A 12,503-nucleotide genomic window follows, 5' to 3' on the forward strand; every position below is an offset into this window, starting at 1 on the left:
TCGCCGGATGATCCCATCCGGCTCGTAATCACTCTATCCTTCGGCCCAGGCGGTCAGCAGACTATGGGCGATGGCATAAGGCGGCGCGGCGATGAACGGCGCGTCCTCGCCCGCGAGCGCCGCGCGGACCTCGGCGCGCGATACCCAGATCGCATCTTCGAGTTCGGTCGTATCGAGCGTGATCGCGTCATCCGCCGCTTCGCCGACGCACGCGATCATCAGCGCCGAGGGGAACGGCCAGGGCTGGCTCGCCACGTAGCGCACATTGGTGACGCGCACGCCCGCTTCCTCGGCGATCTCGCGGGCGACCGCTTCCTCGATCGATTCGCCGGGTTCGAGAAAACCCGCAAGCGCCGAGTAACGCCGCTCGGGCAGGCCGCGGCACGGCCGAGCAGCGCGCGCCCTTCATGTTCGGCGATCATGATCACCACCGGATCGACGCGCGGGAAATGTTCGGCACCGCAGGCAACGCACGATCGCGCCCAGCCCGCCTTGAACGGCGTGGTGGCGCCGCCGCAATTGGGACAGAAGCCGTGGCGCGCATGCCAATCGATCAGGCTGCGCGCGGCGGCATAGGTTGCCGCCTCTCCGGGGCGCATCTGATCGAGCGCGTGGAACAGCGCGGGCGAACGCTGCGCCGACACGCGCGTGCCGGGCACATGCGCCGCAAACCGGGGGCGGCCATCGTCGAGCCCCAGCAGGATCAGTTCGGCCGCGGCGGGCGCATCGGCAAGGCTGGTCCAGCCGAGCATGCCGGCCGCATCGACCTCGGGCTCGGCACCGTTGAGCACGAGCAGGCGCGCGCGCAGATCGCCGATCGCGCGCGCAACCGCCTCGGGATCCTGTCGCAGATGATCGGCGCGATCGAGCGTCCCGCCGGTAAAGCCGGGCTGGATCATTGGTAGCGGGCGAAATCCTTGATGAGCGCGGCGGGCACTTCTTCGCGCAGCGGCCATTTATCCGCGGGGAAATAATTGACCATGATCGTGCCGCGCGCGTGCTTGACCGGATCGACCCACGCGACCGTCCCGGCCGCACCGCCCCAGCCATAGGTGCCCTTTGACACGCCACCCGGCTGGTCGGCGAGATAGACCGAACCGCCCGCACCGAAGCCCATCGGCACCGCGGCGGCCGTGCCGCCCGTGCCGCCACCAAGACCTTCGAACGTCACGCCTTTTGGCAGCAGATTCGACATCCCCAGCGCGGCCGTCTCGGGCTTCATGATGCGCACGCCGTCGAGCGCGCCGCCATCCTGGAGCATGTGGAGGAAGCGATCATAATCGCGCGCCGACATGACCAGACCGGCACCACCATAAGGAAAGCTCGGCGGTTCGAGATACACCGATGTCGCGGCGGGATCGAACGGCGTGCGCGCATCGCCCATGAAGGCATAATTGGTCGCGAATCGCTCCACGTCGCTTGCGGGCACGGTCCAATAGCTCGATGTCATCTTGAGCGGATCGAAGATGTGCGTCTGAACGAAGGTGTCGAACGGCATCCCGCTCGCTTTCTCGATCACCGCGCCCATCACGTCGAGCCCGATCGAATAGCTCCATTGGGTGCCCGGATCGGCGATCAGCGGCAGCGTTGCCACGCGCTCGGCAAATTCGGCCAGCGTTTTCGGGCGCGTCGGGCGTGCCTGCGCCTCGACCGCCGCGTTGATCGCACCGGGCAGGATGCCGAGCCGCTCATATTCCTTGAGCAGCGGCCCCTTGGTGATGATGCTGTAGCCGAGCCCCGCGGTGTGGGTGAGCAGGTTGCGCACCGTGATCGGCTGCGTCGCCGGGCGGCTTTCGAGGCTGGTGTCGGGGTGGATGAGCACCCTCATATTCTTGAAGCCGGGAAAGAAATCGCTGATCGGCTGATCGAGCCCGAGCTTGCCCTGCTCGACGAGGATCATCGCCGCCATGCCGGTGACCGGCTTGGTCATCGAATAGACCCGCCACAGGCTGTCGGGCCCAGCCGCCGGTGCGGTCGATACGTCGGCGATCCGGCCCGCCGCGACGAACACGGTGGGCAGATCACCCACGCCGAACGCGCCGACGATCCCCGGCATCTTATCGCTGCGGACATAAGCGTCGAACAGCGCCTGCGTCGTCGGCAGCGGCGATCGCGCGGGATCGGGCAGAAATTGGGATGGGGATTGAGGTTGAGATTGAGATTGAGGCTGGGGCGCGGGCTGCGCCTGATGGGCAATCGCGCCGGTTGCAAGCAACGCCCCCACCGATCCGGCGAGTGCAAGCGTCCTGACCACCCTCATCCCTCTCTCCTCACTGCGCGGGCGGCTTTCAGAAACAAGGTCGGAAGCCCCGCCTCGTCGACCCTGTCGATCGGCCACCATTCGCCCGCGATGGCATGCGCACCGTTTTGCGCCACCGCAAGCGTACACGTCAGCCGGAAGTGCGTGAAGACATGGGTGATCGTCGCGTTGCGAACTTCCCAAGCGGCGACGGCCGGGGCACCGGCAAGGCCGGCGGGGGCATCCTCCCACGGCCCGGTGGGGAGCGCGCGCATCCCCCCGAGCAGGCCTTTGGGCGCGCGGCGGACGAGCAGCACCTCACCCCCGCGTTCGAGCCAGAAAATCGTCCCGAACCGCTCCGGCCGGGCAGATTTTGGCGCCTTGACCGGGAAAGTCTCGGGCGATCCGCTGCGTCGACCGTCGCATGTCTCCGCCAAGGGACACAGCAGGCATCGGGGCGCGCGCGCGGTGCAGATCGCCTGCCCCAAATCCATCATCGCCTGCCAAAGATCGCCCGCACGCGCAGCCGGCGTGATTGAATCGGCGGCGTGCCGGATCGCCTTGCGTGCGGCGGGCAGCGATTCGCGAATCGCGAACAGCCGCGCGACGACGCGTTCGACATTGGCATCGACCGCGACCGCGCGGCGGCCGAAGGCTATCGCGGCGATCGCGGCGGCGGTGTAATCACCGATGCCCGGCAGCGCGCGCAATTCGGCCTCGGTATCGGGAAGCCGCCCGCCGTGATCGGCGACGATGGCGCGCGCGCAGGCGATCAGATTGCGCGCGCGGGCATAATAGCCGAGCCCCGCCCAGGCGGTCATCACCTCGGCATCGTCGGCGGCCGCGAACGCCGCGAAATCGGGCCAGCGCGTGGTGAAGGCTTCAAACTTGGGGCGAACGGTAGCGACCGTGGTCTGCTGGAGCATGATCTCCGACAGCCAGACGCGGTACGGATCGGGCGCGGGCGCACCCGGCGGCGCGCGCCACGGCAGCGCCCGCGCCTGGACGTCGTACCAGGCGAGCAGCCTGTCGGCGATCGATGAACGCTTGGCGGGCACGCGCCGCCTATGGCATGAGGAGCGCCATGAGCAAACCACGCGGGGGACAACCCCGCCAGACCCGCCCGGAACCCCGTCGCAGCAACCGTTCGCGGGCGGTTGCCGAGTTGCTGCCCGACGTCGGGCGCGCGGCGTTCCGCAAGTTCGGCTTCATCCAGAGTGCGATCGTCAGCCGCTGGGCCGAGATCGTGGGCACGCGCTATGCGGGCGTGTCGTCGCCCGAATCGCTGCGCTTCCCGCACGGCGAACGATCGGGGGGCACGCTGACGCTGGTGGTGCGCGGGGCGCACGCGCCGATGATGCAACATATCACGCCCGAGATCGTCGAGCGGGTGAATCGATTCTTCGGTTACGGCGCGGTTGCCCGCGTCACGATCCGGCAGGGCGAAGTGGCGATCGCCAAGCCGCGGGCCGCGCCGGCCTCGCTCAAGTCGCCGTCGCTCCGCCCCGTCGCGCTCGACCTTGGCGACAGCCTGCGCTCGATCGCCGACCCCGAATTGAAAGCGGTGCTCGAATCGCTCGCCGCCGGGGTCGCCTCGACGCAAGGCCCCCCTGTTTTCGATAAGGATTGATATGGCGGTGATGACACGGTTGCTGGCGCTGATCGGTTTTGCCTTGCTGGCAGGCGCGGCCGCTCCGGCGCCGCAAGCCCGCGATTGGACGCGGACCGTCACCCAGACGGCATCGGGCAGCTTCGTGATGGGCAATCCGGGCGCGCGGGTGAAGGTGATCGAATATCTCAGCTACACCTGTCCGCATTGCGCCGCATTCACCCACGAATCGGCCCCCGTGCTACGCGGGCAGATGATAAAATCGGGCAAGGTCAGCCTCGAGCTGCGCAATGCGGTGCGCGAGAAGCTCGACCTCGCCGCCGCCGCGCTCGCGCGGTGCGCGGGCAAGCAGGATTTTTTCGGCGCGACCGACGCGCTGCTCGCCAGCCAGCACGATTGGTATCCGCGCGGCGCGCAATTCATCGAGACCAACGGGCGGCGGCTGGGCCTTTACCCTGAAAGCGCGCAACTACGCGCTTATGCCGATGGAGCCGGCCTGACCGCGCTGATGAAGGCGCGCGGGTTGCGCGACGCCGCGATCGATGGCTGCTTTTCCCCCGCCGCGCTCGCGCCCGTGCTCGGCATGACGAGCGAGGCATGGGGCAAGATCAGCGGCACCCCCACCTTCTTCGTCAACGGCAAGATCGTGCCCAACGCGCATTGGCACGAATTGCAGCCGGTGCTCACCGCCGCCGGCGCCTGAATTCCTCCCCCAACTCGAAGAACCGAAAAGGCGATTATCCATGACGATCAGACTTTCGATCCTGCTCGCGGCCGCGCCGCTTCTCGCGCTGGCCGCGTGCGGCAGCGGCGGCGGCGGCAACAGCGACGCGCCCGCAGCACCGGTCGCCGCGGCGACTCCGCCGGCCGGGCAGGAATGGAGCCAGGTGGTGAACAGATCGCCCGAGGGCGGGTTCGTGATGGGCAATCCCGACGCCCCGCTCAAGCTGATCGAATATGGATCGCGCAGTTGCCCGAGCTGCGGCAATTTCGGCCGCGACGGCATGGTGCCGCTGGAAAACGATTATGTGAAGACCGGCAAGGTCAGCTATGAATTCCGGGATTTCCCGGTTCATGGCGGCCCCGATCTCGGCCTGTCGACGCTCGGCCGGTGCGTGAGCGAGAGCGCGTTCTTCCCGATCCTCGAACAGACCTATATCGATCAGAACACATTCCTCGCGAAGCTCGAAGCGCCCGAGGCACAGACGCTGTCCCAGCAATTGCAGGGCAAGAGCCCGACCGAGATCGCAACCGGCTGGGCGACCTATCTCGGCTATGTCGATTTCGTGAAGCAGCGCGGCGTGACCGAGCAGCAGGCCAAGGCCTGCCTGTCCGATCAGAAGAATGTGCAGGCCGTGGTCGACATGGCGCAGAAGGGCAGCGCGGACGGCGTCACCGGTACGCCGAGCTTCCTCCTCAACGGCAAGCTGCTTGAAAACACCGTCACCTGGGAGCAGCTTGAAGCAAGGTTGAAGGCGGCCGGGGCCTGAGGCGCCGCCCCGCCTTTACCGGGGGGTAATGCGTGCAGATCAAGCGGCTTCGACTTTCCGGGTTCAAGAGCTTCGTCGATCCGGTCGACCTGCGCATCGAGCGCGGGCTGACCGGGATCGTCGGGCCCAACGGCTGCGGCAAATCGAACCTGCTTGAGGCGCTGCGCTGGGCGATGGGCGAGAACAGCGCCAAATCGATGCGCGGTGCAGGCATGGAAGACGTGATCTTCGCCGGCACTGCGCGCCGGCCGTCACGCGATTTCGCCGAGGTCTCGATCCTGCTCGATCAGGCGAATGGCGACGAGACCGAAGTGGTGCGCCGGATCGAGCGCGGCGCCGGCTCCGCCTATCGGCTCGATGGCCGCGACGTGCGCGCGAAGGACGTGTCGTTGCTGTTCGCCGATGCCGCCACCGGCGCGCATTCGCCCGCGCTCGTCAGCCAGGGCCGGATCGGCGCGGTGATCGCCGCCAAGCCCGTCGAGCGTCGCGTGCTGCTTGAAGAAGCGGCGGGGATTGCGGGGCTCCACGTCCGGCGCAAGGATGCCGAGCAGAAATTGCGCGCAACCGAGGCCAATCTCGCGCGGCTGGACGAAGTGATCGCCGATCAGGAATCGCGTGCCAACGCGCTACGGCGGCAGGCGCGGCAGGCCGAGAAATATCGCGCCTTGTCCGAGCAGATCCGGGTCGCCGAAGGGCGGATGATCTACGCACGCTGGCGCGACGCGGCGGCTGCTGCCGATGCCGCCAAAGCCGAAGCCGACAGCGCCGAAGCGAGGGTGCGCGCGACCGGTGAAGCGCAGCGCGCCGCCGCCGCTTACCAGACGCAGGCGACCGACACGCTGGCCGACGCGCGCGCGGCGGCGTTGGCGGCGCGCGACACGGCGAGCGAGGCCGGGCACAAGCTCGCCGCGCTCAGGCAGGAGCGTGCGCAGGTCGACCGACGGATCGAGGAACTCGACCAGATCAAGGCGCGGCTCGCCGCCGATCGCGAGCGCGAGGGTGCGCTGGCGCAGGATGCGGCCAATGCGCTCCAGCAGATCGGCGACGAGACAACGCGGCTCGATGCGGCGATCGCGGCGACCGCCGCGCGTCAACCAGCGCTCGAGAGCGCGCTGGCCGAGGCCGAACGCGCCGCCCGCGATGCCGAGGTCGCGCTGGCGCAGGCACTCAGCCGTCAGGCGAGCGAGGCGGCCGACGCGCGCGTCGCGGGGGCCGCGCTGGCAAGCGCGCGCGAGCAACTGGCGCGCGTCGAACGCGATCGGGCGAAGCTCGATGCCGAGCGCGCGGCGCTGGGGCCGGTCGCACCGATCGAGGCCGAACGCGCGGCAGCGGCGGCGGCGCGTAAGACGGCAATCGAGGCCGCCGAACAGGCGCGCGCCGCCCGCGATGCCGCGCAGGCCGCCGAGCAACGCGCGATCGAGCGGCAAGGCGACGCGCAGGCGGCGCGGGCGCGGGCGCGCGCGGATCTTGCCGCGATCAACAGCGAGGCGGCAGCGATCGACAAGGCATTGCAATCGACCGCACGCGATCGGCTGCTCGACAAGCTCACCGCCATGCCCGGTTACGAGCGGGCGCTGGCGGCCGCACTGGGCGATGAACTCGAGGTCGGACTCGACCGCGAGGCCGATCGCTTCTGGGGCGGCGCGACGCGGCAGGAGAGCGACCCTCCGTTGCCGGCGGGAACCAACGCGCTCGCCGATCACGTCACCGCTCCCCCCGAACTCGCACGGCGGCTGGCGCAGATCGCGGTGGCGGCGGAGGACGAAGGCGCGGCGCTCTCGATCGGGCAGCGGCTGGTGACACTGGGCGGCGCGATGCGGCGCTGGGACGGGTTCGTCGCCCGATCGGGCGGCGCGGCAGCGGCGGAACGGCTGCTCCGGGTCAATCGGCTCGCCGAGCTCAACGCAGCGCGCCCATCCGCCGTCGCCGCGGTGGAAAAGGCGGAAGCGGCGCTGGCCGCGATCGACGCCGCGATTGCCGACGCGCGGCAGGCGGCGCAGCAGGCGCGCGCGCCCCTCGCCGCCGCCGAGACTGCGGAGCGCGAAGCGGCACGCGCCGAGGATCGCGCGGCCGGAGCGATCGAACGGTTGCAAGGGCTCACCGCCGATCTCGATGCCCGCGCCGCGCGGATCGGGGAGGAGCGTGACCAGGCACGCGGCACGCTTGCCGCCGCCGAACGCGCCGTCGCCGCGCTTCCCGATGGCGCAGCGACGCGGGACGCCGTGGTCGCGCTTCAGACCGGGGCCGAGGCGCGGCGCGCCGGAGTCGTGCTGGCACAGGCCGACCGCGCGACCTTCGAACGCACGCTGGCCGCCGATCGCGAGGCGCTGACGCGCGCGCGCGGCGAGGCGAACGACTGGAAAGCACGCGCAGGCGATGCCGCGCGCCGGATCGCCGATATGGACAAGCGCGAAAAAGCGCTCGCCGAAGAGGCCGAAGCGATCGCGGGGCGGCCCGAGAAGCTGCTCGCTGACATCGAGGCGCTGGAGGGCGAGCATGAGGCGGCACGGGCGCGGGCCGACGCCTTGCTCGCCGCCGAAGCCGACGCGGGCGAGGCGGTGCGGCGGACCGAGGACCGGGCCCGGATTGCGGGCGAGGCGCTGGCGCAGGCCCGCGAGGCGCGCGCAGGCGCGGTCGCGCGGGCGGAGAATCAGGAACAGCGCCGGATCGAGATGGGGCGGCTTTCGGGCGAGCGCTTCGCGTGCCCGCCGCCGGTGCTGCCCGAAAGAATCGGCTTCGCGAGCGCCGAGGTCGGCAGCCCGCAGGACGAATCGGGGCGCCACGACCGGCTGATGCTCGATCGCGAGCGGATCGGGCCGGTCAATCTGGTCGCCGAGGCCGAGCTTGCCGAGCTTGACGATGCGCGCACCACCAACGCCACCGAACGCGAGGAACTGAGGCTCGCGGTCAACCGGCTGCGCGGCTCGATCGGCAACCTCAACCGCGAGGGCCGCCAGCGGCTGCTCGCGGCGTTCGAGGCGGTGAATGTTCATTTCCAGCGGCTGTTCACGACCCTGTTCAACGGCGGACACGCCCACCTCGAACTGGTCGATTCGGACGATCCGCTTGAAGCCGGGCTTGAGATCATGGCGCAGCCGCCGGGCAAGAAACTGCAATCGCTCACCCTGCTGTCAGGCGGCGAGCAGGCGCTGACCGCGGTCGCGCTGATCTTCGGGCTGTTCCTCACCAACCCGGCGCCGATCTGCGTACTCGACGAAGTCGATGCGCCGCTCGACGACGCCAATATCGAGCGCTTCTGCAATCTGCTCGAAGCGATGACGCAGGAAACCCAGACGCGTTATCTGATCGTGACCCATAATGCGGTGACCATGAGCAGGATGGACCGCCTGTTCGGCGTGACGATGATCGAACAGGGCGTGAGCCGGCTGGTCTCGGTCGATCTGCGCGCCGCCGAGACACTGCTCGCGGCGGAGTAGCGCGGGGCTACGAAAGCGACTATATGCGCCGCCATGCAACAGGCCGCGCCGCTCCCCATGCCCATCCCCGGGCATATCGACCCCGTGCCCGTTCCGCGACGCGTGACCCCGCGTGTCGACGGGCGCGTCGATCTGCTCGGGCTGTCGAAAGAGGACATTCGCACGAGTCTTGCCGACGCAGGGATGGAGCCCAAACAGGCCAAATTGCGCGGCAAGCAATTGTGGCATTGGATCTACAATCGCGGCGCTACCGATTTTACCGCGATGACCGACATCGCCAAGGCGCAGCACCCCTGGCTCGAGAAACGTTTCGTCATCAGCCGGCCCGAGGTGATCGAAGCGCAGGTCTCGGAGGACGGTACCCGCAAATGGCTGCTGCGATCGGACGCCAATGACGGCCAGGGCGCGCAGGATTACGAGATGGTGTTCATCCCCGACGCCGATCGGGGCACCTTGTGCGTATCGAGCCAGGTCGGCTGCACGCTCAATTGCCGCTTCTGCCACACCGGCACGATGCGGCTGGTGCGCAACCTGACCCCGGGCGAGATCGTGGGGCAGGTGATGCTCGCGCGCGATTCGCTGGGCGAATGGCCCTCGACGCCCGAAGGCCGGATGCTCACCAACATCGTGATGATGGGCATGGGCGAGCCGCTCTACAATTTCGACGCGGTGCGTGATGCGCTCAGAATCGTGATGGACGGCGACGGGCTGGCGCTGTCCAAGCGGCGGATCACACTGTCGACATCGGGCGTGGTGCCGATGATGGCGCGCGCGGGCGAGGAGATCGGGGTCAACCTCGCGGTCTCGCTCCATGCGGTGACCAAGGAGGTGCGCGACGAGATCGTGCCGATCAACCGCAAATACGGGATCGAGGAACTGCTCCAGGCGTGCGCCGATTATCCCGGCGCCAACAACGCGCGGCGGATCACGTTCGAATATGTGATGCTCAAGGACAAGAACGACAGCGACGAGGATGCGCGCGAGCTGGTGCGGCTGATCCGCAAATACCGCCTGCCCGCCAAGGTCAACCTGATCCCGTTCAATCCGTGGCCCGGCGCGCCGTATGAATGTTCGGCGCCCGATCGCATCCGCGCGTTTTCGAACATCGTCTTCGAAGGCGGCATTTCGGCGCCGGTACGCACCCCGCGCGGGCGCGACATCGACGCCGCGTGCGGCCAGCTCAAGACCGCCGCCGAAAAGAAGAGCCGCGCCGAGCTCGACCGGTTGGCCGAAGAGAAAATGGCCGCGCTGGGCTGACGCCCCCCATTCACCCGAAGAAGAAGCACGGCCCTTCGACAAGCTCAGGGCGAACGGAGGTAGGTTCTGGACGCTCCATCGATCGCATTCGCCGCAGGCGCAGGCATGCTCGGCGGAGCGATGAATGCGCTTGCCGGCGGCGGCACTTTCGCAACCTTGCCTGCTCTTATCGCATTGGGGTTGCCTGCTAATATTGCCAATGCGACGTCGAATGTCGCGTTGCTGCCGGGGGGTGTGGCGAGCGTGTGGGCGTTTCGCGACGAGATCGGGCCGGTCGGGGGGATTGCGCCGCGGCTGCTGATCGCGATCACATTGGTGAGCGCGATCGTCGGCTGCGTGCTGCTGGTGATGACGCCGACGCGCATGTTCGACGTCCTGATCCCCTGGTTGCTGCTGTTCGCCACGCTGGTACTCGCCTTCGGTCGGCGCGCGGCGGCCTGGCTGCACGAGCGCGTGACGATCGGGACGCGCACGCTGATCGCCGCGCAAACCGCGCTCAGCGTCTACGGCGGCTATTTCGGCGGCGGCCTGGGACTGATGACCACCGCCGTCTACGGGCTGCTCGCCGGGGTCGATCCGCGCGGGATGTTCGCCCAGCGCACGCTGATCCTTGCGATTTCAGGCGTCGCGGCGCTGATCGTGTTCGTGGCGACCGGGCTGGTCGACTGGGCATCGGCGATCCCGATGCTGCTCGGCGCGATCGTCGGCGGCTGGGTGGGGGCACGGCTGGGCCTTCTGCTGTCGGCCAACCTCGTGCGCGTCTGGACGCTGATCGTCTCGGTCGGCACCACGATCGTCTTTTTCTGGCGCGCCTACGGCTGAATTTGCTTCAGTTGTGCTGAAGCAGGGGCCGGTGCCGCGATCCACGATAGTGGAATGTACCCCGGGCTGGCCTGTCGCACGCTGCGGGGCTATGCTGCGCCGATGGACGGGCCCGCCGATGCGACGCCGACACTGCCTTCGCCAAGGGCGATCCGACGCCACGCGATCCCGACGCGGTTGTGGCATTGGATCAATGCGGTTGCAGTGTTCGTGCTGATCGGATCGGGGCTCGGCATCTCGAACGCCCACCCCCGGCTTTACTGGGGTGAATATGGCGCCAATTTCGATCACGCCTGGCTGAACCTGCCGCACTGGCCGGGCTGGCTCACCATTCCGGGGCATTACAATCTGGCGCTGTCGCGACGCTGGCATCTGTTTTTCGCGCTGGTGCTGGGCGGCGGCTTGCTGATCTTCGTGATGGTGAGTCTGATCAACCGCCATTTCCATCACCATCTGCGCGTGCGGCGTGACGAAATGGCGCCGCGCCACCTGTGGGGCGATGCGAAGGCGCATCTGGCGTTGCGGTTCCACGATCCGGCGCGGCCGGCGGCGTATAACACGCTCCAGAAACTGTCCTATATCGGCGCCATCTTCATCCTGCTGCCGCTGCTGGTGGTGAGCGGGCTCGCGCTGTCGCCGGGGATGGACGCGGCGTGGCCATGGCTCACCCAGATTTTCGGCGGACGCCAATCGGCGCGCTCGATCCATTTCATCGCGATGGCGGCAATGAGCGGATTCGTGATCGTCCATCTCGCGCTGGTGATCCTTGCCGGGCCGGTGAACGCGGTACGATCGATGATCACCGGCTCGTGGCGCGTACCCGAGGAGCCGCTATGAGCCCGCTCATCACCCGACGGCGGTTGGTGGTGGGCGGCGTGATCGGCGCGGGCGCGCTGCTCACCGGATGCGACCGCGCGATCGAGGTACCGGCGGTGCGCAAGATGCTGTTCGCGGGCGAGGATCTGCATCGCGGGTTGCAGCGCGCGCTGACCGACCGGCGCGCGCTGGCACGCGAATTCAGCGTGGCCGAGATGTCGCCGGTGTTCCGATCGAACGGCACGCGCGATCCGGGCACACCCGCTTATGCCGCGCTCGTGGCGGGCAAGTTCGTCGATTACCGGCTGACGGTGACGGGACTGGTCAACCGGCCGCTGGCGCTGAGCCTCGCGCAGCTGCGGTCGATGCCCACGCGCACCCAGATCACCCGGCACGATTGCGTCGAGGGCTGGAGCGCGATCGGCAAATGGCGCGGGCCGATGCTGGGCAATGTGCTCAAACTCGCGGATCTGCGCCGCGACGCGCGTTATATCGTCTTCCACTGCGCGGACACGGTTGGGGGGAATCCTTATTACGAATCGATCGATCTGATCGATGCGTTTCACCCGCAGACGATTCTGGCGTGGGGGATGAACGATGCGCTGCTGAGCGTGCCGCATGGCGCGCCGGTGCGGCTGCGCGTCGAGCGCCAACTGGGCTATAAGCACGCCAAATATGTGACGGGTATCGAAGCAGTGGCGAGCCTGGCCGGGATCGGGCAAGGCCGCGGCGGGCTTTGGGAGGATTACGGGTATGAATGGTATGCGGGCATCTGATTCGGCCCAGGACGGCCTGCAAATGGTGGCGCCTCGCGCTTCCGGTGCTCACGTACT

The 12,503-nt window shown here is 68.3% G+C and carries 10 protein-coding genes and 1 pseudogene; 8 read left to right on the forward strand and 3 right to left on the reverse strand.

Annotated features, from left to right (window positions below):
• Positions 1 to 33 precede the first annotated feature (33 nt).
• From nudC to NFE57_RS01680, 3 genes and pseudogenes are all read right to left on the reverse strand, one after another.
• Positions 34 to 899: pseudogene (nudC, locus tag NFE57_RS01670) on the reverse strand (NAD(+) diphosphatase).
• Positions 896 to 2,260 carry a serine hydrolase domain-containing protein gene (locus NFE57_RS01675; protein WP_252133815.1) on the reverse strand — a complete coding sequence of 455 codons (1,365 nt, stop codon included), beginning with the start codon at positions 2,258 to 2,260 and terminating at the stop codon, positions 896 to 898. The pseudogene nudC and the gene NFE57_RS01675 overlap by 4 nt, the downstream one beginning before the upstream one ends.
• Positions 2,257 to 3,297 carry an A/G-specific adenine glycosylase gene (locus NFE57_RS01680; RefSeq protein WP_252133816.1) on the reverse strand — a complete coding sequence of 347 codons (1,041 nt, stop codon included), beginning with the start codon at positions 3,295 to 3,297 and terminating at the stop codon, positions 2,257 to 2,259. The genes NFE57_RS01675 and NFE57_RS01680 overlap by 4 nt, the downstream gene beginning before the upstream one ends.
• 26 nt (positions 3,298 to 3,323) lie before the next feature.
• Between NFE57_RS01680 and NFE57_RS01685 the strand changes: the two genes are divergently transcribed.
• From NFE57_RS01685 to NFE57_RS01720, 8 genes are all read left to right on the forward strand, one after another.
• Positions 3,324 to 3,869 carry a DUF721 domain-containing protein gene (locus NFE57_RS01685; protein WP_252133817.1) on the forward strand — a complete coding sequence of 182 codons (546 nt, stop codon included), beginning with the start codon at positions 3,324 to 3,326 and terminating at the stop codon, positions 3,867 to 3,869.
• A gap of 1 nt (position 3,870) precedes the next feature.
• Positions 3,871 to 4,551 (forward strand): thioredoxin domain-containing protein, encoded by a 681-nt coding sequence (locus NFE57_RS01690; protein ID WP_252133818.1) that lies wholly within the window; start codon positions 3,871 to 3,873, stop codon positions 4,549 to 4,551.
• Positions 4,552 to 4,591: 40 nt separating this feature from the next.
• Positions 4,592 to 5,338, forward strand: coding sequence for a thioredoxin domain-containing protein (locus NFE57_RS01695; RefSeq protein ID WP_252133819.1), 747 nt, complete (start codon positions 4,592 to 4,594; stop codon positions 5,336 to 5,338).
• 32 nt (positions 5,339 to 5,370) lie between these two features.
• On the forward strand, positions 5,371 to 8,775 hold the full coding sequence (gene smc / locus NFE57_RS01700; RefSeq protein WP_252133820.1) for a chromosome segregation protein SMC: 3,405 nt from the start codon (positions 5,371 to 5,373) through the stop codon (positions 8,773 to 8,775).
• A gap of 57 nt (positions 8,776 to 8,832) precedes the next feature.
• Positions 8,833 to 10,032, forward strand: coding sequence for a dual-specificity RNA methyltransferase RlmN (rlmN, locus tag NFE57_RS01705; RefSeq protein ID WP_252133821.1), 1,200 nt, complete (start codon positions 8,833 to 8,835; stop codon positions 10,030 to 10,032).
• Positions 10,033 to 10,137: 105 nt separating this feature from the next.
• Positions 10,138 to 10,854, forward strand: coding sequence for a sulfite exporter TauE/SafE family protein (locus NFE57_RS01710; protein WP_252133822.1), 717 nt, complete (start codon positions 10,138 to 10,140; stop codon positions 10,852 to 10,854).
• Between the two features lie 102 nt (positions 10,855 to 10,956).
• Complete coding sequence (locus NFE57_RS01715) at positions 10,957 to 11,691, forward strand: cytochrome b/b6 domain-containing protein (protein WP_252133911.1); 735 nt, start codon at positions 10,957 to 10,959, stop codon at positions 11,689 to 11,691.
• On the forward strand, positions 11,688 to 12,446 hold the full coding sequence (locus NFE57_RS01720; protein ID WP_252133823.1) for a molybdopterin-dependent oxidoreductase: 759 nt from the start codon (positions 11,688 to 11,690) through the stop codon (positions 12,444 to 12,446). The genes NFE57_RS01715 and NFE57_RS01720 overlap by 4 nt, the downstream gene beginning before the upstream one ends.
• Positions 12,447 to 12,503: the final 57 nt, after the last annotated feature.

It is taken from the genome of Hephaestia sp. MAHUQ-44, assembly GCF_023806085.1.
Taxonomy (GTDB): domain Bacteria; phylum Pseudomonadota; class Alphaproteobacteria; order Sphingomonadales; family Sphingomonadaceae; genus Sphingomonas.